The 21,589-nt window shown below is 65.5% G+C and carries 28 protein-coding genes; 21 read left to right on the plus strand and 7 right to left on the minus strand.

Features of this window, described 5'->3' with window-relative positions; genetic code table 11:
- Positions 1-10 precede the first annotated feature (10 nt).
- From lysA to PP1Y_RS08520, 5 genes are all read left to right on the plus strand, one after another.
- Positions 11-1,276, plus strand: coding sequence for a diaminopimelate decarboxylase (gene lysA / locus PP1Y_RS08505; RefSeq protein WP_013831872.1), 1,266 nt, complete (start codon positions 11-13; stop codon positions 1,274-1,276).
- A 20-nt stretch (positions 1,277-1,296) separates the two neighbouring features.
- Positions 1,297-2,094 carry a bifunctional precorrin-2 dehydrogenase/sirohydrochlorin ferrochelatase gene (locus PP1Y_RS08510; protein ID WP_013831873.1) on the plus strand — a complete coding sequence of 266 codons (798 nt, stop codon included), beginning with the start codon at positions 1,297-1,299 and terminating at the stop codon, positions 2,092-2,094.
- A 210-nt stretch (positions 2,095-2,304) separates the two neighbouring features.
- Positions 2,305-2,478 (plus strand): hypothetical protein, encoded by a 174-nt coding sequence (locus PP1Y_RS25980; protein ID WP_158511841.1) that lies wholly within the window; start codon positions 2,305-2,307, stop codon positions 2,476-2,478.
- An 11-nt stretch (positions 2,479-2,489) separates the two neighbouring features.
- On the plus strand, positions 2,490-3,467 hold the full coding sequence (locus tag PP1Y_RS08515; RefSeq protein WP_013831874.1) for a hypothetical protein: 978 nt from the start codon (positions 2,490-2,492) through the stop codon (positions 3,465-3,467).
- Positions 3,455-4,366, plus strand: coding sequence for a transposase (locus tag PP1Y_RS08520; protein WP_065762407.1), 912 nt, complete (start codon positions 3,455-3,457; stop codon positions 4,364-4,366). Before PP1Y_RS08515 ends, PP1Y_RS08520 begins: the two co-directional genes overlap by 13 nt.
- A 57-nt stretch (positions 4,367-4,423) precedes the next feature.
- On the opposite strand, the gene ruvX is transcribed toward PP1Y_RS08520, so the two are convergent.
- From ruvX to pyrE, 6 genes are all read right to left on the minus strand, one after another.
- On the minus strand, positions 4,424-4,906 hold the full coding sequence (ruvX, locus tag PP1Y_RS08525) for a Holliday junction resolvase RuvX (RefSeq protein WP_007013034.1): 483 nt from the start codon (positions 4,904-4,906) through the stop codon (positions 4,424-4,426).
- Positions 4,885-6,042, minus strand: a complete 1,158-nt coding sequence (locus PP1Y_RS08530; RefSeq protein ID WP_013831876.1) for a DUF3089 domain-containing protein — start codon at positions 6,040-6,042, stop codon at positions 4,885-4,887. The genes ruvX and PP1Y_RS08530 overlap by 22 nt, the downstream gene beginning before the upstream one ends.
- Positions 6,042-7,010, minus strand: a complete 969-nt coding sequence (lepB, locus tag PP1Y_RS08535) for a signal peptidase I (protein ID WP_013831877.1) — start codon at positions 7,008-7,010, stop codon at positions 6,042-6,044. Before lepB ends, PP1Y_RS08530 begins: the two co-directional genes overlap by 1 nt.
- Before the next feature lie 24 nt (positions 7,011-7,034).
- Positions 7,035-7,463: a holo-ACP synthase gene (acpS, locus tag PP1Y_RS08540; protein WP_007013037.1), complete on the minus strand. Its 429-nt coding sequence runs from the start codon at positions 7,461-7,463 to the stop codon at positions 7,035-7,037.
- Between the two features lie 72 nt (positions 7,464-7,535).
- Positions 7,536-8,276 carry a pyridoxine 5'-phosphate synthase gene (locus PP1Y_RS08545; RefSeq protein ID WP_013831878.1) on the minus strand — a complete coding sequence of 247 codons (741 nt, stop codon included), beginning with the start codon at positions 8,274-8,276 and terminating at the stop codon, positions 7,536-7,538.
- A gap of 35 nt (positions 8,277-8,311) precedes the next feature.
- Positions 8,312-8,896, minus strand: a complete 585-nt coding sequence (gene pyrE, locus PP1Y_RS08550; protein ID WP_013831879.1) for an orotate phosphoribosyltransferase — start codon at positions 8,894-8,896, stop codon at positions 8,312-8,314.
- Between the two features lie 206 nt (positions 8,897-9,102).
- Between pyrE and coxB the strand changes: the two genes are divergently transcribed.
- From coxB to PP1Y_RS08625, 16 genes are all read left to right on the plus strand, one after another.
- On the plus strand, positions 9,103-10,167 hold the full coding sequence (coxB, locus tag PP1Y_RS08555; RefSeq protein ID WP_041558696.1) for a cytochrome c oxidase subunit II: 1,065 nt from the start codon (positions 9,103-9,105) through the stop codon (positions 10,165-10,167).
- Positions 10,168-10,197: 30 nt separating this feature from the next.
- On the plus strand, positions 10,198-11,883 hold the full coding sequence (gene ctaD / locus PP1Y_RS08560) for a cytochrome c oxidase subunit I (RefSeq protein ID WP_013831881.1): 1,686 nt from the start codon (positions 10,198-10,200) through the stop codon (positions 11,881-11,883).
- A gap of 129 nt (positions 11,884-12,012) precedes the next feature.
- Positions 12,013-12,927 (plus strand): heme o synthase, encoded by a 915-nt coding sequence (locus PP1Y_RS08565; protein WP_013831882.1) that lies wholly within the window; start codon positions 12,013-12,015, stop codon positions 12,925-12,927.
- 12 nt (positions 12,928-12,939) lie between these two features.
- A complete protein-coding gene (locus tag PP1Y_RS26490) occupies positions 12,940-13,068 on the plus strand; it encodes a hypothetical protein (protein ID WP_255327360.1) in 129 nt (42 codons plus the stop codon).
- Positions 13,069-13,073: 5 nt separating this feature from the next.
- The gene (locus tag PP1Y_RS08570) at positions 13,074-13,664 is read left to right on the plus strand and encodes a cytochrome c oxidase assembly protein (protein WP_013831883.1); all 591 of its coding nucleotides are present in this window, start codon (positions 13,074-13,076) and stop codon (positions 13,662-13,664) included.
- Positions 13,665-13,743: 79 nt separating this feature from the next.
- Positions 13,744-14,565, plus strand: coding sequence for a cytochrome c oxidase subunit 3 (locus PP1Y_RS08575; protein ID WP_013831884.1), 822 nt, complete (start codon positions 13,744-13,746; stop codon positions 14,563-14,565).
- Between the two features lie 2 nt (positions 14,566-14,567).
- The gene (locus tag PP1Y_RS08580; protein WP_013831885.1) at positions 14,568-14,957 is read left to right on the plus strand and encodes a DUF983 domain-containing protein; all 390 of its coding nucleotides are present in this window, start codon (positions 14,568-14,570) and stop codon (positions 14,955-14,957) included.
- An 11-nt stretch (positions 14,958-14,968) separates the two neighbouring features.
- Positions 14,969-15,535 carry an SURF1 family protein gene (locus PP1Y_RS08585; protein WP_013831886.1) on the plus strand — a complete coding sequence of 189 codons (567 nt, stop codon included), beginning with the start codon at positions 14,969-14,971 and terminating at the stop codon, positions 15,533-15,535.
- A 111-nt stretch (positions 15,536-15,646) separates the two neighbouring features.
- Positions 15,647-17,050 (plus strand): threonine synthase, encoded by a 1,404-nt coding sequence (gene thrC / locus PP1Y_RS08590; RefSeq protein WP_013831887.1) that lies wholly within the window; start codon positions 15,647-15,649, stop codon positions 17,048-17,050.
- Positions 17,050-17,940 carry a class I SAM-dependent methyltransferase gene (locus PP1Y_RS08595; RefSeq protein ID WP_013831888.1) on the plus strand — a complete coding sequence of 297 codons (891 nt, stop codon included), beginning with the start codon at positions 17,050-17,052 and terminating at the stop codon, positions 17,938-17,940. Before thrC ends, PP1Y_RS08595 begins: the two co-directional genes overlap by 1 nt.
- Before the next feature lie 8 nt (positions 17,941-17,948).
- Positions 17,949-18,320 (plus strand): dihydroneopterin aldolase, encoded by a 372-nt coding sequence (locus PP1Y_RS08600; RefSeq protein WP_013831889.1) that lies wholly within the window; start codon positions 17,949-17,951, stop codon positions 18,318-18,320.
- Between the two features lies 1 nt (position 18,321).
- Positions 18,322-18,657 (plus strand): Rossmann fold domain-containing protein, encoded by a 336-nt coding sequence (locus PP1Y_RS08605; protein WP_013831890.1) that lies wholly within the window; start codon positions 18,322-18,324, stop codon positions 18,655-18,657.
- Positions 18,658-18,666: 9 nt separating this feature from the next.
- On the plus strand, positions 18,667-19,671 hold the full coding sequence (moaA, locus tag PP1Y_RS08610) for a GTP 3',8-cyclase MoaA (RefSeq protein WP_013831891.1): 1,005 nt from the start codon (positions 18,667-18,669) through the stop codon (positions 19,669-19,671).
- 5 nt (positions 19,672-19,676) lie between these two features.
- On the plus strand, positions 19,677-19,919 hold the full coding sequence (locus tag PP1Y_RS08615) for a MoaD/ThiS family protein (RefSeq protein ID WP_041558697.1): 243 nt from the start codon (positions 19,677-19,679) through the stop codon (positions 19,917-19,919).
- Between the two features lie 4 nt (positions 19,920-19,923).
- Positions 19,924-20,382 carry a molybdenum cofactor biosynthesis protein MoaE gene (locus PP1Y_RS08620; RefSeq protein ID WP_041558698.1) on the plus strand — a complete coding sequence of 153 codons (459 nt, stop codon included), beginning with the start codon at positions 19,924-19,926 and terminating at the stop codon, positions 20,380-20,382.
- A gap of 125 nt (positions 20,383-20,507) precedes the next feature.
- Entirely contained in the window at positions 20,508-20,927 is a 420-nt protein-coding gene (locus tag PP1Y_RS08625; protein ID WP_013831893.1) for a hypothetical protein, read from the plus strand.
- A gap of 91 nt (positions 20,928-21,018) precedes the next feature.
- Here the strand turns inward: PP1Y_RS08625 and PP1Y_RS08630 are convergent, their stop codons facing one another.
- Positions 21,019-21,555: a hypothetical protein gene (locus PP1Y_RS08630; RefSeq protein WP_013831894.1), complete on the minus strand. Its 537-nt coding sequence runs from the start codon at positions 21,553-21,555 to the stop codon at positions 21,019-21,021.
- Positions 21,556-21,589 lie beyond the last annotated feature (34 nt).

The following is a 21,589-nucleotide window of genomic DNA, read 5'->3' on the forward strand; positions in this document are numbered from 1 at the left end:
CAGGACAACAATGGACCATTTCGAACTGAAGAACGGCGCGCTTCACGCCGAGGACGTGCCGCTCGAAACGATCGCGCGCGAAGTCGGCACGCCGGTCTACGTCTATTCGCGCGCCACGCTGACGCGCCATGCCCGCGTCTTTCGCGAGGCGCTTTCGGCCCTGCCCAGCGTGCACATCGCCTTTGCCGTCAAATCCAACCCCAACCTGGCCGTACTGCATCTGCTGGCCAGCGAAGGCTACGGTGCCGACGTAGTGTCGGAAGGCGAGATGCGCCGGGCCCTGGCCGCGGGCATCCCGGCCCGTGACATCGTCTTTTCCGGCGTCGGCAAGTCGAAGCGTGAGCTCAAGGCAGCGGTCGAGGCGGGCATCGGGCAGTTCAACCTCGAGAGCGAGGAAGAAGGCGTCGAGCTGGCGCAAATCGCCGCGGCGCTGGGCAAGCGGGCCTCCTGCGCGCTGCGCGTGAATCCCAATGTCGATGCCAGGACCCACGCCAAGATCTCGACCGGCAAGGCCGAGAACAAGTTCGGCGTCGCCTATGACGTGGCCGCCGGCATCTACGCCCGCCTCGCCGGATTGCCCGGCCTGCAGATGCGCGGCCTTGCCGTGCACATCGGCAGCCAGATCAGCGACCTCGAACCCTCGCGCCAGGCCTTCATCAAGATGGGCGCGCTGATGGAGACGATCCGGGCCGAAGGCCACGAAGTCACGCACATGGACCTCGGCGGCGGCCTGGGCGTGCCCTACAAGGTGGGCGAAAGCCTGCCCACGCCCGATGACTACGGGCGCATGGTCCACGATGTGGCGAAGGACTGGGGCGTCACCCTGATGTTCGAACCGGGCCGCGTCATCACCGGCAATTCCGGTGTGCTCGTGACCGAGGTGATCCGGGTGAAGCAGGGCGCGTCGAACCCCTTCGTGGTGGTCGATGCGGCGATGAACGACCTCGCCCGTCCGGCGATGTACGATGCCTGGCACGATTTCGCGGCGGTCAACCCGACCGGCGCGACGATGGTTGCGAACATCGTTGGCCCGATCTGCGAAAGCTCCGACACTTTCGCCATGGGGCGCGAGATCGATGCAGTGAAGGCAGGCGATTTCGGCGTGTTCCGCACTGCCGGTGCCTACGGCGCGACGATGGCCAATACCTACAACAGCCGTGCGCTGGTGCCCGAGGTGATGGTCGACGGCGAGAAGTGGGGCCTTGTCGCCAACCGCATCGAGCCTGAGACCATCCTGGCCGCCGAACGCGTGCCGGATTGGCTGAAGCAGGCGTAATTGCGCGGAGTGGTCCGAAGATGATCGAAACCCTTCCCCTGTTCCACCGTATCGCCGGCCAGCCGGTGGTGGTGCTGGGCGTGGGGGATGCGGCCGAGGCAAAGCGGCGGCTGGTCGAGCGGGCGGGCGGCATCGTCGTCGACGACCTGCAGGAAGGGATCGACAAGGGTGCGCGGCTCGCCTTCATCGCCCATGAGGACGAGACAGCGGCACAAGGCGACACGGTTCGTGCGCGCTGTGCGGGATTGCTGGTGAATGCCACCGATCGTCCGGCGCTGTGCGACTTTACCGTCCCCTCGATCCTCGATCGCTCGCCGGTTCTCGTCGCCATCGGGACGGGCGGCGCTTCAGCGGGCCTCGCCAAGCAGCTGCGGCTGCGCCTGGAAGTGCTGTTGCCGCAGTCGCTCGGAGCGCTTGCAAAGGCGCTGGGCGCCGCCCGGGCTGCCTTGCGTGGGCGCTTCCCCGATGCCGGAGATCGCCGCCGCGCGCTCGATGCCGCGCTCGGCTCGGGCGGACCGCTGGACCCGCTCGACGAAGCCAGCGCCGGCAGGATCGACGACTGGCTCTCGGCAGCCGGTCAGGAGCGGGTGGGCGTGGTGGAGATCGTCCTGCACAGTGACGATCCGGAGGACCTGACTTTGCGTCAGGCGCGCCTCTTGGGATCGGCCGACCTGATCGCCTACGAAACCGAAGTTCCCCGCGCGGTGCTGGACCGTGCCCGCGCCGATGCCACGCGGGTCATGGTCGCGACGGGCGAGAGCCCGCGTACGGGCGAAGGACTTACAATCCTCCTGCGCATGGCCCCCGGAGCCGACTGAGCTGCCCCTCGGGCACAACGCGAGTCGCCCGGACCCCAACCGCGTCTTCGCCCGGTCAGTAACCCGATCCTAAACATCGTGTCCGGCAGTTAAACTCGGGACGCGTGGTTCTGCGTTATTATTACAATGTTTTAATTGCTCGCAGGGCGACCGTTAAGCGTAATTTGCTAACGGCGAGGCAGTGCCTGGCCCAATGAGGGACACCACGACATGACCGAACCCGGGTTTCTGCACTTGCCGGAAATCGATCCCGCGTCGCTGCCGGATCCGGCGCAGCCGATCGGCCTGTTCGGTAGCTACACCGATGCTGCGGGCCGTCAGGTCCATGACGCGGCAGAGGCTTCGCTGGAGGCCTATCTCTACGAACTCCACCCTGGCACCTGATCCGAACGCATATGTTTCATGACAAGACGCTGGCAGACCTGCGCGAGAACGACGAAGGCTGGATGAAGGGGCAGCGCGATCTCGCGGCACTTGTGGGGAAGTGGCGCGCGCGCCCCGAGGCAAGCCGGGTTCTCGCCGATCTCGAACGCTTCGGCGATGGAGATCCGTTGGAGGCCTGTCCTTCGCTTGCCGGGCTGTTCGAAGAGGGAAGCGGAGCCGCGCACGAACTCGTCGCGAACTTCCTGGAATTGGGCTTGTGGGGCTTGCGCTCGCACCCGCTGGGTCACTTGCCGCTGCGCCACGGGGTAGGCCATGCCGGGCAGACCCTGCTGCTTTCGCATTGGGGCACCGCGACCTTGGCTCTTGTCACGTATGAAGGTGAGCGGCTTTCCGCTTTGCCCGAGGCACGGACGGTGGCCTTTACCCCGCTTGAAAGCTGGTCCTTCGTACTGGCCGGTTCGGCCACGGCCGGCCGCGTGCGCTGCATGAATGTGCAGGACCGCCGGGCCGAACTGCAGGTTGAGGCGCTGTCCATTCATCCGGGTGCCGTGATCCACAGGGACGGCCGGCGCGAGACGATACAGATGCGCGGTGCGTCAGGCCGCCTGGTGAAATTGCGGTTGCAGCGCTTCCTCGGCGCGAGCGAACCGGTCCGCGAATTCGCGCTCGCCGATGGAGGGCTTGTGCATCAGGCTGCGTCCAACCTGCACGACAGCCGCTGCGAGCTCGCGATCTCGGTACTTTCGCGCATGGGACGGCGAGACGCAGTGCCGGTGATTTCGCGCATCGTGACGGGGAACGGGCACGAAGGCCTGCGCTGGCAGGCCATGCGCGAACTGCTTGCCCTCGATACCCGCGCCGGGATGATCCTGCTCGGCCAGATCGCCGCTTCGGACGACGATCCGCTCGCCGCATTGGCGCAGGAAACGCAGCGCGCGCTGCTACGCACCTGGCCGGAGCTGGAAAGGGTATCGCAGTGGCGCAGCTGATCGAAATGCGCGATCCCACGCGGGCTTCGCTTTCGGAGTGCATCGATGCGCTGTCCTCGTGGGGTTTCGATCCGCGCGAGCGGGAAAGCGTCGCACATGCAGCCCACTGGCTGCGCCGGCTTGGCAACGACCGGGTCTTCCTCGGCGATCTGCTGATTGACCTGCTGGCGGGCTTCGCGCCTTCGCCGGCTGCGGTGGACGCGATCAGCAGCGGTGGCCCGCAATCGATCGTGCTGGCAACGCCGGGGCGCGGCAATTTCTGCATCCGCGCCAATATCTGGCCGGCCGCCGCGGACTACGCGATGCGGGCCAGTGGCGCGCGGGCCTTCGGCTATGGCACTGCCCACGACCACAACTACGACTTCCTCACGCTCGGCTATTTCGGCCCGGGCTGCGAGATCGAGGACTTCGAGTACGACGGGCACTGTGTCATCGGCCGTGCGGGAGAGGCGATCGCGCTCAAGCGGCTGGGCCGGACCCGGTTGCGCAAGGGCCGGGTGCTCCACTACCGCGCGCACCGCGACATCCATCGGGTCAACCCGCCCGCTTCGCTCTCGGTTTCGCTCAAGCTGGTCCACACCCAGGCCGTGCAGGGATGGCTCAGCCATTACGAATTCGACACGGTCGAAGCGCGCATCACGCGCGTCATGGGAAGCGGACCGAGCGAGACTTTTCTGCGCCTTGCGGTGGCGCTGGGCAGCGAAGAGGCCAAGGAGCTTGCGCAGCATTTCGGGCGTAGTCACGCCAGCGATAGAATGCGCCTAAACGCGTGGGAGGCGCTGTCCGCCTGCGCCGAGAGCGAGCACGCGCGCGAGGGGATCTGGCGTCAGGCCGAAGCCAGCGGTAGCCGCCTCGTCGCGCAAGTGGCGAAGCACAGACGCGGCATGCTTTGCGGATAGGCTGCCCGCCGAGGTCGCCCGGCAAGTCGAAACGCGCGCGGTCCTTGGGGGCCGCGCCTAGAGTACGCCCCCGGCCAGCGCATCGATTGCGCCTTGCAGGATTACCGCGGCGGCGGCGGAATCGATGCGTTCGGCGCGCTTGGCGCGGCTCATGTCCTGGGCGATGAGGCCGCGTTCGGCGCCCATCGTCGACCAGCGTTCGTCCCACAGCAGGATCGGCAGGCCGAGCGCGGCAAGGTTGCGGGCATAGGCGCGGCTCGATTGCGAGCGCGGGCCTTCCGATCCGTCCATGTTGAGCGGCAGGCCGATGACGATGCCCTTGATCGAGCGTTCGCGGATCAGGCCCTCGAGCAGCGCCTTGTCGGCACCGAACTTGCCGCGCTTGAGCGTCTTTCCGGGCGAGGCGAAGTGCCAGCCTGCATCGCAGAAAGCCGTGCCGATGGTCTGCGTGCCGAGGTCGAGCGCCAGCAGTGGCCCGGCGTCGGGCAAGGCATCGCGATAGTCGAGCGCGCTGGTGGTTATGAGTGCTGCTTCTGCCATGCCGCTATCCGCCGTTCGAAGTCGGCCCTGATGTTCGCCCAGAACAGGGTGTAGTCATAGACGTGGTAATTGTTGCCCGGCAGCACGTAGGGGCCGAGGTCGAGCCTGGGCGGCGGTCCGATGTGCAGGAACATGTCGCTTTCGCAAGCCGCAGGTACGACCTGCCTCACCAGTTCGCCGTTCCAGCTTGCCGGATCGGGCACCAGTGTGCCGAGGTTGGCCTGTGCGTCCGCAACGCCGTTGCGCGTACCAGTCAGTGGATTGCTGCACAGGAACGGGCTGTCGATTGCCACGCCCTCGGCAGTCGTCTGCGTGAGCGGCTGTCCGTCGAGACCGCGGCGGCGCACGTAGGCCTTGACCAGCTGCTCGGTCTCGGCAGGGTCTGCCACGGTGAGCCAGCTCATCACGCAGCCGGCCTGGTCGGGCCTGTCGCAGGGGCCGAGGCCCATTTCCGGCAGGTCGTGGTCGATCGAGACCGGCCAGCCCACGATGTAGGCTGCGGCGATGCGCTCGGCCAGCGGGGTGCCGGCCACGCGGTCGCGCAGCAGGCGGCGTAGCAGGAATGCGCCCTGGCTGTGTCCTGCCAGCACGATCGGCTGGTCCTGCGGGACCGTCTTGATGAAGGCATCGAAGGCGGCAAGGACGTCGCCGTAGGCCAGGTCGATCGCCTTGTCGGCCTGCGGGTCGTCGGTCAGGAACGCGCCGACAGCGGCCTGGCGGTAGCGCGGGGCCCAGAGCTGGTCGGCTGCGTTGAAAGGCGTCGCCATGCCCTTGACGTAAAGACCCGCCAGATCGCGCGAGGCCTTGTCGTTCAGGCTCGCGTTCCACGCGTCCTTCTCGACGTAGCTGGTGGGATGGACGAAGAAGACCGCGGCGGCGAGCGGATCTCCGGCCGGCTGGCTTGCACCCTGTGGCAGGTAGCGTGAGGGATCGGACTTGGGCAGCATCCCAGGGCGCGCAATCCACATGTCCGTCTTGTCCCAGGCGTTCATCGCCATCGCCGGCTGCGGCTGGAACGTGACATCCGGCACGAAGGCCATTTCCGTAAGGTCTTCGGCCCAGAACAGCAGGGCAATGCGCCCGACCGTGATCAGGACGATGATGGCGGCGACGGCATAGAGGAACTTGCGGACCATCAGGTGGCATTCCCGCCGGGCTGGCCGGTGCTGCTGTCGGACGGGTGCTTTTCGATTCGCGGGCGCAGGCTGGTGAGGGCGCGCCCTTCGCGCAGGGCGCTCCACCAGCTCAGCGGGTTCCAGGTCTGCGTACCGTCGAGCGAGAAGGTGATGAATTCGGCGCGCCCGCCGATGTCGGAGAGCGGCACCGGACCGCCAAGGCCGCCGCCCGGCGTGCCCTGGTAGTCCGTCTCGAAGGGAAAGCGGCTGTCGGCCGAACGGTCGCGGTCGTCGCCCATCAGGAAGACATGGCCTTCAGGCACGGTGATCTCAGGATAATTGTCCATGACCTGCGTCGTATAGTCGATCACCTGGTAGGTCGCACCGTTGGGCAGTGTCTCGCGGTAGGCGGGAAGGTCATAGACTTCGCGACCGCTGGGCAGGCGGCGGCGGTAGAGCTCGAAACCCTTGTAGCAGTGCCCCGGCTGCGCATCGCCCTCGCATTGCAGGGCGTCGTCGGCGGCGATCTCGACCGGCGGCTCGACTTCGCGCGGGATGAATTTGCCATTGAGGCGGATGCGCCCGTCGACCACGGCGATGCGGTCGCCGGGAAGCGCGACGACGCGCTTGATCAGGTCAGCCTTGCGGTTGCCCGGCACCACGATCACGATGTCGCCGTACTCCGGCGTCGAGCCGAACAGCCGCCAATTGGCGCGCGGAAGCATGTGAAAGCTCACCGAGGACCAGTTCCAGCCGTAGGCGTACTTGGAAACCACGAGCCGATCGCCCACCAGCAGGTTGGGCATCATCGAGATCGACGGGATGTAGAAGGGCTTGGCGATCAGCGAATGGAACGCCAGCACGCCCAGCAGCATCAGCGCCAGGCCGCGCAGTTCGTGCAGCCAGTTGACCTTGGGCTTGTCCGGATTGCTAACGGGGCTCTCCTGCGCGCAAAGGGTGGAGGCGGTATCGGCGGTGTGTTCGGTCATTCTCGGTGGAGCGCTCGGAAAAGTCTAGGAACCGGACGGAGCGGGAGCCGCCGCAAGCGGACGGGCCTCGATCACGACGAATGCCTGGGCCCATGGATGATCGTCGGTGAGCGTCAGGTGAACCACGGCCTCGTGACCGGCGGGAACCATCAGGTCGAGCCGGGCCTTCGCGCCGCCGGTGAGGGCAAGGGTAGGGGCGCCCGATTTCGCATTGATGACGCCGATGTCCTTCATGAACACCCCGGCCTTGAAGCCGGTGCCGACCGCCTTCGAATAGGCTTCCTTGGCCGCGAATCGCTTGGCGAGGGTCCCGGCCTTGGTGAACGGGCGGCGATTGGCCTTGGCCTGCTCGATTTCGGTGAAGACGCGCTTCTCGAAGCGCTCGCCGAAGCGGTCCAGCGAAGCCTGGATACGCTCGATGTTGCACAAGTCGGAACCCATTCCGATGATCACGACGCACTCTCCGTCCTGCGGCCGATATTGCAGCCGGCTTCCTTCCCCCGATGGTGGATGGGGGGCTTCAAGTCACCGGACTTCGTCCATCAGCGCGCGCATTTTCGTCACGCTCGCCTCGAGCCCACAAAATATGGCCTCTCCAATGAGATAGTGTCCGATGTTCAGTTCTGCGAGCTGCGGAATGGCTGCGATCGGCTGGACGTTCTCGTAAGTGAGGCCGTGCCCGGCATGGGGTTCTATGCCGTTCTTGGCAGCCAGCGCGGCCATGTCGACGATGCGCTTGAGCTCGACTGCGACCTGCTCGCCCTCTGCATGGGCATATTCGCCGGTATGGAACTCGACGATGGGCGCGCCCAGCTTCATTGCCGCTTCGATCTGCCGTGGGTCCGGGGCGATGAACAGGCTCACCCGCACGCCTGCGTCCGACAGGCGCGAGACGATCGGGGCGAGCTGGTTGTGCAGCCCGGCTGCGTCGAGCCCGCCTTCGGTCGTGCGTTCTTCGCGCTTTTCCGGGACGATGCAGGCCGCGTGCGGCTTGTGGCGCAGCGCGATCTCCAGCATTTCGTCGGTCGCTGCCATTTCGAGGTTGAGCGGCAGGCCGGTGGCGGCCTGCACGCGCACCAGGTCCTCATCGCGGATGTGTCGGCGATCTTCGCGCAAGTGCACGGTGATGCCGTCACCCCCGGCCTGCGCGACGATCTGCGCCGCGCGCGCCGGATCCGGATGCTCGCCGCCGCGCGCATTGCGGATCGTGGCGACGTGATCGATGTTGACGCCTAGGCGCAGGCGCGAGGGGGTAAGGGCGTTCATCCGATAATCCTGGGGTTTTCCGGCGGGTCGAAGGGTCAGGGCTGGACGCGGCTGCCCGGCTTGATCGCGGGGGTCGCCGCCAGCTCGGGGGGCAGTTCGTCGTCGGCGTACGTCGGGAAGTTGATCTCGACGAGCGGGAAGTAAGGTACGCCCAGATCCACGGCGCCGCCCGAACGGTCGACCAGCGAGGCCGCCGCGATGACCCGGCCGCCTGCCGCCTCGATCGCCTTTATCGCCTCGCGCGAGGACTTGCCGGTGGTGACCACGTCCTCGACCATCAGCACCCTGTCGCCGGGATCCAGTTCAAAGCCACGGCGCAGCTCGAAAGTACCTTCCGGGCGTTCGACGAACATCGCGTCGACCTGCAACGCGCGGCCCATCTCCTGGCCGATGATCACGCCGCCCATGGCCGGCGAGACGACCTTGTCGATCTGCTTGCGCACGTCGTGCGGCAGCTTGCTGGCGAGCGCGACGGCGAGTCGTCCGGCACGGTCGGGGCTCATGAGGACGCGCGCGCATTGAAGGTAATGCGCACTGTGGCGGCCGGAGGAGAGCAGGAAGTGCCCCTCAAGCAATGCCTTGCTGGCGCGGAACTCTGCGAGGACTTCTTCTTCCTGCATTACGACCTATTCCTTCGATGCATATTTCATGGATCTGGCGCACCTTCGACACGCCGTTTGCCAAAAATTCCCCTAGAGGCGCTTGAGACACGCGGCAAGCGCGCGTATAGGCCCCGCGGAAGGGGGGCCTCCGGCTCCGCATCAGGGCGCGCGTATGCGGGGGCGACTCGCGTGCGCGGATTTGGAAAACGGAAGCGCAAAAAAATATGAATTTGGGCAAAACCGCACGCGCCGCGAGCCATACCGCAAAGGCTCTGGGCCTGTCCCTTGGAAGCATCATGGCTGCCGGAGTCATGGCACCCCAGGCGGCTTTTGCCGCCGCGGCATCCGAACCTGCCACCGCCGCGACTGCGGACGCCGCCGCTTCTGCCGGCAGCTACACGCCGATGGCCCCGACCCCGGGGATCGGCATGCCCGTCGACAGCGGCATCGGCTTCCAGCAGCAGTTCTCCAAGCTCGGCGAATATGGCGAGTGGATCCACAATTCGGTGCTGCTGCCGATCATCGCCGTGATCACCGTGTTCGTGCTGCTGCTGCTCGTCGTCATCGTCGTGCGCTTCAACCGCCGCGCCAACCCGGTACCTTCGAAGACCAGCCACAACACGCTGCTCGAAGTGGTCTGGACGCTGGTTCCCGTGCTGGTCCTCATCGGCATCGCGGTTCCCTCGATCGACCTGCTGGCCAAGCAGTACAAGCCTGCCCCGAAGGGCGCGCTGACCATCAAGGTCACCGGCAACCAGTGGTTCTGGACCTACGGCTATCCCGACAATGGTGAGTTCGAGGTCGTCTCGAACATGCTCAACATCCCGGGTCAGCCGACCATCAACAACGGCGTGCGCGAAGTCGGTTCCGAGCCCTGGGACGGTCCTTCGCACCTCGAGGTCGACAACCGCATGGTCGTCCCCGTCGGTGAACCGATCCGTCTGCAGATCACTGCGTCCGACGTGATTCACTCGTTCGCCGTGCCTTCGCTCTGGTTCAAGCTGGACGCGGTTCCGGGCCGGATCAACGAGAAGGTCCTCTTCGTCGAGAAGCCCGGCGTCTATTACGGCCAGTGCTCCGAGCTTTGCGGTGCCAAGCACGGTTACATGCCGATCGCGGTCGAGGCTCTGCCGCGCGACAAGTACGACGCCTGGGTGCTGACGCATGCCGGCGGCAAGATCGACGGTCAGGCGACCGCCGCATCCGAGACCGATTACCTGCCGGGTGAAGAGCCCGCCGGCGAAGCGTCGGAGGCTCCGGCCGCCGAAGCCACTGCTGCCGCCGAATAAGCCCGCATTCAAGGACAGGGTCACCAGAACATGGCAACCACAGCCCCAGAACATTTCCCGGCGCACTCTGACGATCACGCGCACGACCATGACCACAAGCCGGGCTTCTTCGCCCGCTGGTTCATGTCCACCAACCACAAGGACATCGGCACGATGTACCTGATCTTCGCGATCATCGCGGGGATCGTGGGCGGTGCCTTCTCCGGCATGATGCGCGTCGAACTGGCGCAGCCGGGCATCCAGTACCTGGACACTTTCGCAAAGTGGTTCGGTGCGGTTAACCCGGACTTCAACTCGACGCTGCACGTCTGGAACGTGCTGATCACCGCGCACGGCCTGATCATGGTCTTCTTCATGGTCATGCCCGCGATCATCGGCGGCTTCGGCAACTGGTTCGTCCCGATCATGATCGGCGCGCCGGACATGGCCTTCCCGCGCATGAACAACATCTCGTTCTGGCTGACCGTTGCGGGCTTCTGCTCGCTGCTGTGCTCCGCCTTCGTGCCGGGCGGCACGGGCCTGGGCGCCGGCACCGGCTGGACCGTCTATGCTCCGCTGTCGACCACCGGCTCGCCCGGACCCGCCGTCGACTTCGGCATCTTCGCGCTGCACCTTTCCGGTGCCGGCTCGATCATGGGCGCTATCAACTTCATCACCACCATCTTCAACATGCGTGCGCCTGGCATGACCATGCACAAGATGCCGCTGTTCGTGTGGTCGGTGCTCGTCACGGCCTTCCTGCTGCTGCTCGTGCTGCCGGTTCTCGCCGCCGCGATCACCATGCTGCTGACCGACCGCAACTTCGGCACCACCTTCTTCGATCCTTCGGGCGGTGGCGATCCGGTCCTGTACCAGCACCTGTTCTGGTTCTTCGGCCACCCCGAAGTGTACATCATGATCCTGCCGGGCTTCGGCATCATCTCGCAGATCGTCTCGACCTTCTCGAAGAAGCCGGTGTTCGGCTACCTCGGCATGGCCTACGCCATGGTCGCGATCGGCGTGGTCGGTTTCATCGTGTGGGCCCACCACATGTACACCACCGGCCTTTCGGTTAACACGAAGATGTACTTCACCGCGGCGACCATGGTCATCGCAGTCCCGACCGGCATCAAGATCTTCTCGTGGATCGCGACGATGTGGGGTGGCTCGATCACCTTCAAGTCGCCGATGGTCTGGGCGATCGGCTTCATCTTCCTGTTCACCGTCGGCGGCGTGACCGGCGTCGTTCTCGCCAACGGCGGCATCGACGACAACCTGCACGACACCTACTACGTCGTGGCGCACTTCCACTACGTGCTCTCGCTGGGTGCAGTGACCGCGCTCTTCGCCGGGTTCTACTACTGGTTCCCGAAGATGAGCGGCCGCATGCACTCCGAGTTCCTGGCGCATGTCCACTTCTGGGTGTTCTTCATCGGCGTGAACCTGATCTTCTTCCCGATGCACTTCCTCGGGCTGCAGGGCATGCCGCGTCGCTACCCCGACTACGCCGAGGCCTATGCGCACTGGAACCAGGTCGCGACCGACGGCTACATGATCATGGCGGCTTCGCTGGTGATCTGGTTCGCCAACATTGCCTACGCGTTCATCGCCGGCAAGAAGGCGGAAGACAACTACTGGGGCGAAGGTGCGACCACGCTCGAGTGGACGCTGTCAAGCCCGCCGCCGTTCCACCAGTTCGAGACGCTTCCGGTCATCGAGGAAGTGCATCACCACTGAGAACGCAACCGCGCGCCATTGCGGGTATGAACGAAGCAATCCAGAGCCTCCTTCGCGAGCAGCTCTGGATTGCTTCGGCGCATTGGCGCCTCGCAATGTTGGCCCTTGTGAGTGTAAGATCCTAAGACCATGTCCGTGACGAGTCCCAGTTCAACGCAGCAGCTTCCGGCGGATTGGCGCGATCTCTTCGCGCTGACCAAGCCGCGCGTGATGAGCCTGGTGATCTTCACCGGCCTGTGCGGTCTGCTCGCCGCGCCCGATCGCATCCACCCGGTCCTCGCCTTCACCGCAATCCTGTGCATCGCGATGGGTGCCGGCGGTGCCGCTGCGCTCAACCAGTGGTGGGAAGCCGATCTCGACGCGGGGATGAAGCGCACCGCGAACCGTCCGCTGCCGCAAGGCCGGCTGGACCGGACCACCGCGCGTGATTTCGGCGGCGTGCTATGCGCTGCCTCTGTATTCCTGATGGGCTTCGCGATCAGCTGGCTGGCCGCCGCGATCCTTGCTCTCTCGATCGTCTACTACGCCGTCGTCTACACGATGTGGCTCAAGCCGCGCACGCCCCAGAATATCGTCATCGGCGGCGGGGCGGGGGCCTTCCCGCCATTGATCGGCTGGGTTGCGGCCACCGGGCACATCACATTGATGCCGGTCGTGCTCTTCGCCATCATCTTCATGTGGACGCCGCCGCATTTCTGGGCGCTCGCGCTGTTCGTGAAGAGCGACTACGCCAAGGTGGGCATCCCGATGATGCCGGTCGTTGCCGGTGAGAAGTCGACTCGCCGCCAGATCCTCGCCTATGCGATCCTGCTCTTGCCGCTCAGCGTCGTTCCCTGGTGGATCGGTGGAACGCATGCGGTCTACGGCATTTCTGCCATCGTCCTGTCCACCCTGTTCCTGGCGCTGTCAGTCCGTGTCGGCCTGCGCGAGAAGGACGGGCCGGAAGACACGATGAAGCCGGAAAAGCAGCTCTTCGCCTATTCGGTGATCTATCTCTTCGCACTCTTCGCAGCGCTCGTAGTCGACCGCTTCGTGGTCATCTGAGGACCTCAATCCATGGCCGATAACGATCCTACACCGCGCACGCCCCAGGACATCCGCAAGAGCCGTAACCGGGTGCTTGCACTCAGCCTCGCGGCATTCGTGATCCTCGTGTTCTTCATCTCGATTGCCAAGATGAGCTGAAGCGCATGACGGCCGTGACCCGCCAGGAGCGCAGCAACAGGAAGACTGCCTTTATCGCGCTTGCGATCGCGCTGGGGATGCTCGGCCTGGGTTACGCTTCGGTACCGCTTTACCGGATCTTCTGCCAGGTCACCGGCTACGGCGGCACCACCAAGCGGGTGGACGAGACGCGGGCCGCCAGTGTCAAGGACAGCGGTCGCACCATCACGGTGCGCTTCGATGCCAATGTCGCGCGCGACATGCCCTGGGAATTCAAGCCGCTGCAGGTCACCGACACCGTCTCTATCGGTGCGCGCGACATGGCGCTTTTCTGGGCGAAGAACGATTCGGACCAGACCGTGACCGGCACCGCCAGCTTTAACGTGGAGCCGGAGCAGGCTGCAAAATATTTCAACAAGATCCAGTGCTTCTGCTTCACCGAACAGACCCTGAAACCGGGCGAGGAAGTGCGCATGCCGGTGCTCTATTACATAGATCCGGCGATTCTCGACGATCCCGACAACAAGGACGTTGAGCTGATCACGCTCAGCTATACGTTCCACGTCACATCGATCGGGGATGCAAAGACACTGGACCGCGAACAAACTGGCGGTTAAGGGCCGCATGGGAAACCTGCGTACCGGCCCGGCCGGATGCGCTCGTGTGACATATTCGATAAACGGGGACGAAGGCACCATGGCCGGTACCAAGCACCACGATTACCATATTCTTCCGCCGGACATCGTTCCGCTGGCGACTACGATCGGCGCCTTCACCTTCACCTCGGGCATGGTTCTGTTCATGCACGACATGCCGGGCGGCCACTTCGTGCCGTGGCTGGGCATGGCGCTGCTGCTGGCCTCGATGTTCGCCTGGTTCTCGAAGATTGTGAAGGAAGCGCATGCCGGCGATCACACGCCCGTCGTGCAGCTCCACCAGCGCTATGGCATGATCCTGTTCATCGCTTCGGAAGTGATGTTCTTCGTCGGCTGGTTCTGGGCCTTCTTCGACTTCTCGCTCTTCCCCTCGACGATTTCCGAGGTGGTGGCGGGGCAATGGCCGCCCAAGGCGATCGAAGCGGTCATGGATCCCTTCGACCTGCCGCTGCTCAACACCCTGATCCTGCTCTGCTCGGGCACGACCGTCACCTGGGCGCACCACGCACTGATCCACGGTGACCGCGAGGGCCTGAAGAAGGGCCTCTGGGCGACCGTGCTGCTCGGCCTGCTGTTCACCTCGATCCAGGCCTACGAGTACATCCACGCGCCGTTCCCCTTCGGTCAGAACACCTACGGCTCGGCCTTCTACATGGCGACCGGGTTCCACGGCTTCCACGTCATCGTCGGCACGATCATGCTGATCGTCTGCCTGATCCGCGCCTACAAGGGTGACTTCACCCCGCGCCAGCACTTCGGCTTCGAAGCGGCGGCATGGTACTGGCACTTCGTCGACGTCGTGTGGCTGTTCCTCTTCGTCGCAGTCTACATCTGGGGCGGCTGGGGCTACCCGACGCACTGATCATGGCGGACAGCCACCAATCGAATACTGAAGGGCAGCCGGAGATCGCTTCGGCTGCCCTTTTCGGTCTTTGCCCCAAGTGCGGCGCGCGAACCCTGTTCGCTGGGTTGGCCTCGTTCGCCCCGCGGTGCCGCGCCTGCGGGCTGGACTACGCGCAGTTCAACGTCGGCGATGGGCCAGCGGCCTTTCTCACCCTGATCGTGGGCGCGGTGATCGCCATGCTTGCGATCTGGCTGCAGCTCTCGTTCGATCCGCCGTTCTGGGTGCATGCCCTGCTGTGGATTCCGCTGACGACGTTGCTGGTCATCGGCGGGCTGCGAATCGCCAAGGCATGGCTGCTCGGCGCCGAGTATCGCCGTCGCGCCGGTGAAGGCCGGCTCAAGGAAGACTGACGGGAGCCACCATGCGCAAATTTCCGATACTCGCGACGCTGATCGTGTTGGTGGCCGTTGCGATCATGATCGGCCTTGGCGTGTGGCAGCTCAAGCGCCTCCACCAGAAGGAAGCGCTGCTGGCGCATTACGCGCAGGCGCGCAGCAATGCCGAGGAAGTCCTCTGGCCGCGCCACGAGGCTGCGCAGACCGACCTGCTCTATCGCCATGCCCGGCTGACCTGCGAGGGCGTGACCGAACATTCCAGCATGGCCGGGCGCAATGCCTCGGGCGAATCGGGCGCGGCGCAAACCGCGCGTTGCATGCTGCCCGACGGCGCCCAGGCACTGGTCGTGCTGGGCTGGTCGCGCCAGCCCAATGCCGCGGCCAACTGGCAGGGCGGCATTGTCCACGGGGTAATCGCACCGGGGCCGCGCCTCGTCGCCAATCCGCCGCTAGACGGGCTGGAGGCCAATGCCATCCCCGATCCTTCGGAAATCCCGAACAACCACTTCTCCTACGCAATCCAGTGGTTCTTCTTCGCCGCGACTGCTCTGGTGATCTATGTACTGGCAGTGATGAAGCGCGCGCGGGGTTAGGCAAGGGCCCAGATCGCCTTTTCGATTTGACCGATCGGGAGGCGGCCAACGCGGCGACAATCTCATGCGAGGATTGCGTAAGGCGCGCTCCCCCGCTAACCGCGCATTCCCATGGACTACATCAGCACTCGCGGCAGCGCTCCGGCGCTCGATTTCGAAGGCGCAACGCTCGCCGGTCTCGCTTCGGACGGCGGCCTCTACGTGCCGCGCGAATGGCCGCGCTTCTCGCAGGACGAGATCGCCGCCATGGCGGGCCTTCCTTATGCGCAGCTGGCCGCGAAGATCATGTTCCCCTTCGTCGAAGGCAGCCTCACCCATGAGCGCCTGCTCGAACTGACGAGCGAGGCTTACGGCCGCTTCGCCCACAAGGCGGTGACGCCGCTCAAGCAGTTCGACGAACAGCAGTGGCTGCTGGAACTGTTCCACGGCCCCACGCTCGCGTTCAAGGACGTGGCGCTGCAACTGCTCGGCCTGCTCTTCGAGGAGTTCCTCTCGCGCTCCGAACGCAACCTGACGATCGTCGGCGCGACTTCGGGCGACACCGGCTCGGCCGCCATCGATGCCGTCGCTGGCCGCGCCAAGGTCGACATCTTCATGCTGCACCCCAAGGGCCGCGTGTCCGACGTGCAGCGCCGCCAGATGACGACGGTGCTGGCGCCCAACGTCCACAACCTCGCGCTTGAAGATGCCAGCTTCGACGATGCCCAGGCGATCGTGAAGCGCATGTTCAACGACAAGGGCATGACCGACCGATTCGCCATCGGCGCGGTCAACTCGATCAACTGGGCACGCCTGATGGCGCAGGTGGTGTATTACTTCGCGGCCGGGCTGCAGCTTGGCGCACCGCACCGCAAGGTCGCCTTCTCGGTCCCGACCGGCAATTTCGGCGATGTCTTCGCCGGCTATGTCGCGGCGCAGATGGGCCTGCCGATCGAGAAGCTGATCGTGGCCACCAACGTGAACGACATTCTCCACCGCGCGCTTGCCAATGGCGATTATTCGCAGGGCACGGTGACGCCCACCGCGGCGCCTTCGATGGACATTCAGGTCTCTTCGAACTTCGAACGCCTGCTGTTCGACCTGGGCGGACGCGACGGCAAGGCGCTGGCCGAGCAGATGGCCGGCTTCGAATCGACCAAGGCGATGCAGCTGACCAATGCGCAGCGCGAAGGGGCCGCGGCGCTGTTCCAGTCCGCGCGTGCCGATGCCGACGAGATGGCCTCGACGATCCGCTGGGCCTGGGAGAATTGCGGCGAGCTGATCGATCCGCACACCGCCTGCGGCCTTTTCGCCGCACGCAACTCGGGTATCGACGGCTCGATCCCGGTCGTTACGCTGGCAACCGCGCACCCGGCCAAGTTCCCCGAAGCGGTCGAGCGCGCCACCGGGCACCGCCCGGGCCTGCCCGAGCGTGTGGGCGACCTGTTCGAGCGCGAGGAGCGCTCCACGTCGCTGCCCGGCTCGTTCGAGGCGGTTGCCGAATTCGTCGCCCAGCACGCCGCGCCCAAGGTCTGATGGCAGACATCGCCACCCAACCCCTGATCCTTTCGGGAGAAGGCTGGGGGGACTACGGCCTTGTCGATTCGGGACAGGGCCGCAAGCTCGAGCGCTACGGCGACTACCGCTTCATCCGGCCCGAGCCGCAGGCGATGTGGACGCCGCGCCTCGCGAACTGGGACGCGCACGGCGAATTCGTGCCCGGCTCTGACGAGGACGGCGGCGGCAGGTGGCAATTCGACCAGCCCGTCCCGCGCGATGGGTGGCCGCTCGCCTGGAACGAGGTCTCGTTCACCGCGCAGTGCACGCCGTTCCGCCATCTCGGGTTTTTCCCCGACATGGCCCCGGTGTGGGAGTGGATGCGCACCATGCTGGCCGGACGCGAGGATGCCAGCACGCTCAACCTCTTCGGTTATACCGGGGTGGGTACGCTGGCGCTCTCCGCGCACGGGCAGGTTACGCACGTCGATGCCTCAAAGAAGTCGGTAGCCCAGGCGCGCGAGAATGCCGCGCTCGCCGGGCTGGAGGAGCGTCCGGTGCGCTGGCTGGTCGACGATGCCGCCAAGTTCGCCGCGCGCGAGGTGCGCCGCGATAAGCGCTACGACGGGATCATCCTCGATCCGCCCAAGTTCGGGCGCGGACCTGGCGGCGAGACCTGGCGCCTGGAGGAAGGCCTGCCGGGCCTGCTCGGCGATTGTCGCAAGCTGCTCGACAGCGACAGCCGGTTTCTCTTTCTCACCGTCTATGCGGTGCGCATGTCCTCCCTCGCCCTTGCCGGGCTGATGGGCGAACTCTTCGCCGACCTGCCCGGTACGATCGAGCATGGCGACCTGGCCGTTCGCGAGGACGGCCGGGACGGGCGATTGCTGCCCACTGCCATATTCGCACGCTGGTCCAATCCCGGCTAAGGGACGCCATGGCTGATTCGCTTACACTTCAGATCGATGACTTCGAGGTCGATGTTCTCACCGGCATCTATTCGGAGGAGACCGGCAAGCCGCAGCCGTTGCGTTTCTCGATCATGGTGCAGATGAAGCCGGCCGATCGCTACACGCCGGACACGCCGCTCAGTGAAAGCAAGAACTACATGGACCTCAAGTTCGCGGCGTCCGAAGCGCTGCCGCCGGGGGTTCACTTCAAGCTCATCGAGGCGGTTGCCGATCACGTCTGCGAAACCCTGTTCCTGCAGGATGCGCGCGTCGAGGCGGTGACGGTCAAGATCGTCAAGCTCGCGATCAGCGAGGCCGGCGAGAAGATCGGCATGACCCTGCACCGGGAACGGCGCTGAGGTGCAGGACGTGCTGCGTGTCGGACCGCTCCCCGAGGAGCCGCTCGCCGCTGCAGCCGATTTCCATGCCCGGCTGCTGCCCGGGATCGAAGCGGCCCTGCGCGGCGGGTCCGACCCGCTGACGGTCATTTTCCCGCCTGCCAGCCATGAACATCGCAATTGGCGTCTTGCTGCGATCCAGTCGCTCGCCCGCGCATTCTCACCCTCGCGAATCAATGGGTTGGAAAGCGACAACGAAGCGGCGATCGCCGCCGCGCTGGACTGGCTCGCGGGCGCGGCCGGTGTCACCGGGCAGGTCATGGCGCTGGATGGTACTGGCGCGGGTCCGGTGCTATAACCCCTTGCAATGACGAAGCGCGCGCCACTCGTTGACCAGTTCCAAAGGCGGATAACCTACCTTCGCATGTCGGTGACCGACCGCTGCGACTTGCGCTGCGCCTATTGCATGCCCGAGCGCATGACCTTCCTGCCGCGCAAGGATGTCCTCAGCCTCGAGGAACTGCACGATCTTGCGCTCGGCTTCATTGACCGGGGCATAACCAAGTTGCGTCTGACCGGGGGCGAACCGCTCGTGCGGCGCGACATGATGGAACTTGTGCAAGCGCTCGGCCGCAAGATCGGGGACGGGCTCGAGGAATTGACCCTCACCACCAATGGAACCCGTCTCTCCGAGTTTGCCGACGATCTTTTCGCATTCGGTGTGCGGCGCATCAACGTCTCGCTCGACACGCTCGACCGCGAGACTTTCACCAGGCTCGCGCGCCGCGATTCGCTGCCGCAGGTGCTCGAAGGGCTGGCAGCGGCCAAGGCCGCAGGCCTGAGGGTCAAGCTCAACACCGTTGCGCTCAAGGGCGTGAACGAGGACCACATCGCCGATCTCGTCGCATGGGCACACGGCGAGGGCTTCGATGCCACGCTGATCGAGGTGATGCCGCTGGGCGAGGTTGAGGAAGACCGCTTCGACCACTACCTGCCGCTCGTTGCCGTGCGCGAATCGCTGGAGAAGCGCTGGACGCTCAATCCCAGCGACCACCGCAGCGGCGGCCCGGCGCGCTATTTCGACGTGGCCGAGACCGGCGGAAGGCTGGGCCTGATCACGCCGCTCACCAACAATTTCTGCGACGGGTGCAACCGGATCCGCGTTACCGCGACCGGCCAGCTCTATGCCTGTCTCGGCGGCAACGAGCGGGTCGACCTGCGCGCGGCACTGCGCAGCGAGGACCCTGAGGCGGCGCTTTCCGAAGCGCTCGACGTGGCGATGCGGATCAAGCCCGCGCGCCACCATTTCGCCATCGAGGAACCAGGCGCGGCTCCGGCACTTTCCCGTCATATGTCCATGACAGGAGGCTGACTTCGATGTCGCTCAATCTCGTTTTCCTCGGTCGGCTCGAGGATGTGGCCGGTAGGGGAAAGCTCACGGTTCCGGTGTTGCCGTGTATCGATGCCGTGATCGCGTCGCTCGAGCCGTCGCTCGGTCATGCGCTCAAGGCGCCCAGGGTGAAGCTCGCCGTCAACGGGATCCTGGTGCAGGATACCGATGCGCCGGTGCTCAAGGACGGCGACGAGATCGCCTTCCTGCCGCCGGTTTCGGGCGGCTGAAACGGTGGGCTGCGAGAAGCATTCGGACGTCCGCCTGCTGACCTCGCCCTTCGCTCCGGCGAAGGAGATCGCCGCTTTCGCGGGGAGCCATCCCGAATCGGGCGGCGTCGTCAGCTTCATCGGACAGGTGCGCGAAGGCGACGGCGTCGAGGCGCTCGAACTGCAGCACTACGAACCGCTCACCCTGCCGGCGATGGAGAAGCTGGCCGTGAGCGTGCATCGTCGCTGGGATCTCGACGGGGTGCTTATCGTTCACCGCAGCGGCGTGATGGTACCGGGCGAGCCGATCGTGCTGGTCGGAGCCGCCGCCCGACACCGGCGCGACGCCTTCGCCGCGGCCGACTACGCGATGGACCACCTCAAGAGCGAATCCTGGTTCTGGAAGCGGGAGAAGCGCGGCGGCGAATGGCACTGGATCGAGCCGCGCGAGCAGGACTTCGACGATATCGCCCGCTGGGGCTGACACGCTCGCGGGGCCGGACAAGATCCTTCGCGAAAAATTTTCAACTCGTTCTCGCGAATTGACCGCCGTCAAACAAATCGTCTGCATGGCGAAGCATGATTCCCTTCAAGAAGGAGATCAGCACCATGTCGCAGCGTTTGTCCCATGAACAGCTCCAGCAACTTGCCAGAATCACCGATGCGCCAGTGCGCACCCGGGTGGAGCGCAATTTCGGACTGCCGACGGGGCTCTATGTTGCGACAGTGGCGCTCTATCTCGGCTTTATCGGGGTCATGGCCAGCCTGTTCATGAACCCGGAACTGGCCATTCCGATGGTCGTTTTTGCCGGCTTCGTGGTCTTCGCCTTCGGCCTTGCCGGTTACTGGGCGAAGATGAAGCCCGACAACGATACCGCGCCGCTGACATGGGGGCAGTTCGGCAGTCGCGGTATCGATACTCTGAGCGGAAGGCTGACCGCAAGCGAGGCGGCGATACAGGTCCTCATGCTGCCCGTGCTGATCCTGGGCTGGGGTCTGGCCGTCGCGGTGATCGTGGCCTTCACCTGAGCCGGGGGGCTTTCAGGTTCCATCTTCGGATGGACGTTCGGAGACCCCTCCCTCGCGAGAGGGAGGGGTTTTCGCATGTCTGGAGGTTGCTTCAGCTGCGCAGGCGCGCGGCGAGGCTTTCGATCACGCCGTCCTGACGCGCGACGATGTCGCTGACCTGCGCGCGCGCCTTCTCGATGGCCTGGGCGCTGGGCGAGAGTTCGAGCGGGGCGGCATCGCGCGCCTCGGCATAGAGCGTGTCAAGTTCGGCGAGCGGGGCCACGGTCGCCCCGCGGCGCGATTCGAGAGCGGCGAGGGCGATCTGCGCCGTGGCCCAGCTGTCACTGGTGACGGCGGCTCCGGCGGCGCCTGCTACGGCGCGCTCGGCAGGGCCCTGCTGCTCCCTGAACTGTGCGTCGGTTTGCTGCGCGGCGGCGACCAGCCCGTCTAGCCGGGTGACGAGGTCGGCGCTGGCCGGGGGCAGGGCGGGTTCCTCGGGCGTCTGCTCACCGGCGACCGGCGTGGCGGAGCCGCCGATTCGCTCTACCTCGCGCTGGGCGAGCGAGGGATAGCCGCTGGTGGCGGAACAGGCCGCCAGCACGGCGGGCAGGGCGGCGGACAGGAACAGGCGTGCAGTTGCGCGGATCATGGCCCCGCCATAGCACGGCGCGGGCCTTGCGCGA

Origin of the sequence: Novosphingobium sp. PP1Y (assembly GCF_000253255.1) — a bacterium.
Taxonomy (GTDB): Bacteria; Pseudomonadota; Alphaproteobacteria; order Sphingomonadales; family Sphingomonadaceae; genus Novosphingobium.

What these genes read in the sequence shown, in the direction of transcription:
- PP1Y_RS08615 (WP_041558697.1), top strand. Translation starts at nt 19,677, where the DNA reads ATGTCGCTCAATCTCGTTTTCCTCGGTCGGCTCGAGGATGTGGCCGGT.
- PP1Y_RS26490 (WP_255327360.1), top strand. Translation starts at nt 12,940, where the DNA reads ATGGCCGATAACGATCCTACACCGCGCACGCCCCAGGACATCCGCAAG.
- PP1Y_RS25980 (WP_158511841.1), top strand. Translation starts at nt 2,305, where the DNA reads ATGACCGAACCCGGGTTTCTGCACTTGCCGGAAATCGATCCCGCGTCG.
- PP1Y_RS08630 (WP_013831894.1), bottom strand. Translation starts at nt 21,555, where the DNA reads ATGATCCGCGCAACTGCACGCCTGTTCCTGTCCGCCGCCCTGCCCGCC.
- PP1Y_RS08600 (WP_013831889.1), top strand. Translation starts at nt 17,949, where the DNA reads ATGGCTGATTCGCTTACACTTCAGATCGATGACTTCGAGGTCGATGTT.
- ctaD (WP_013831881.1), top strand. Translation starts at nt 10,198, where the DNA reads ATGGCAACCACAGCCCCAGAACATTTCCCGGCGCACTCTGACGATCAC.
- moaA (WP_013831891.1), top strand. Translation starts at nt 18,667, where the DNA reads ATGACGAAGCGCGCGCCACTCGTTGACCAGTTCCAAAGGCGGATAACC.
- PP1Y_RS08625 (WP_013831893.1), top strand. Translation starts at nt 20,508, where the DNA reads ATGTCGCAGCGTTTGTCCCATGAACAGCTCCAGCAACTTGCCAGAATC.
- pyrE (WP_013831879.1), bottom strand. Translation starts at nt 8,896, where the DNA reads ATGCAGGAAGAAGAAGTCCTCGCAGAGTTCCGCGCCAGCAAGGCATTG.
- PP1Y_RS08575 (WP_013831884.1), top strand. Translation starts at nt 13,744, where the DNA reads ATGGCCGGTACCAAGCACCACGATTACCATATTCTTCCGCCGGACATC.
- ruvX (WP_007013034.1), bottom strand. Translation starts at nt 4,906, where the DNA reads ATGGCAGAAGCAGCACTCATAACCACCAGCGCGCTCGACTATCGCGAT.
- coxB (WP_041558696.1), top strand. Translation starts at nt 9,103, where the DNA reads ATGAATTTGGGCAAAACCGCACGCGCCGCGAGCCATACCGCAAAGGCT.
- thrC (WP_013831887.1), top strand. Translation starts at nt 15,647, where the DNA reads ATGGACTACATCAGCACTCGCGGCAGCGCTCCGGCGCTCGATTTCGAA.
- PP1Y_RS08570 (WP_013831883.1), top strand. Translation starts at nt 13,074, where the DNA reads ATGACGGCCGTGACCCGCCAGGAGCGCAGCAACAGGAAGACTGCCTTT.
- lysA (WP_013831872.1), top strand. Translation starts at nt 11, where the DNA reads ATGGACCATTTCGAACTGAAGAACGGCGCGCTTCACGCCGAGGACGTG.
- PP1Y_RS08565 (WP_013831882.1), top strand. Translation starts at nt 12,013, where the DNA reads ATGTCCGTGACGAGTCCCAGTTCAACGCAGCAGCTTCCGGCGGATTGG.
- PP1Y_RS08545 (WP_013831878.1), bottom strand. Translation starts at nt 8,276, where the DNA reads ATGAACGCCCTTACCCCCTCGCGCCTGCGCCTAGGCGTCAACATCGAT.
- PP1Y_RS08595 (WP_013831888.1), top strand. Translation starts at nt 17,050, where the DNA reads ATGGCAGACATCGCCACCCAACCCCTGATCCTTTCGGGAGAAGGCTGG.
- PP1Y_RS08515 (WP_013831874.1), top strand. Translation starts at nt 2,490, where the DNA reads ATGTTTCATGACAAGACGCTGGCAGACCTGCGCGAGAACGACGAAGGC.
- PP1Y_RS08585 (WP_013831886.1), top strand. Translation starts at nt 14,969, where the DNA reads ATGCGCAAATTTCCGATACTCGCGACGCTGATCGTGTTGGTGGCCGTT.
- PP1Y_RS08510 (WP_013831873.1), top strand. Translation starts at nt 1,297, where the DNA reads ATGATCGAAACCCTTCCCCTGTTCCACCGTATCGCCGGCCAGCCGGTG.
- PP1Y_RS08580 (WP_013831885.1), top strand. Translation starts at nt 14,568, where the DNA reads ATGGCGGACAGCCACCAATCGAATACTGAAGGGCAGCCGGAGATCGCT.
- PP1Y_RS08530 (WP_013831876.1), bottom strand. Translation starts at nt 6,042, where the DNA reads ATGGTCCGCAAGTTCCTCTATGCCGTCGCCGCCATCATCGTCCTGATC.
- lepB (WP_013831877.1), bottom strand. Translation starts at nt 7,010, where the DNA reads ATGACCGAACACACCGCCGATACCGCCTCCACCCTTTGCGCGCAGGAG.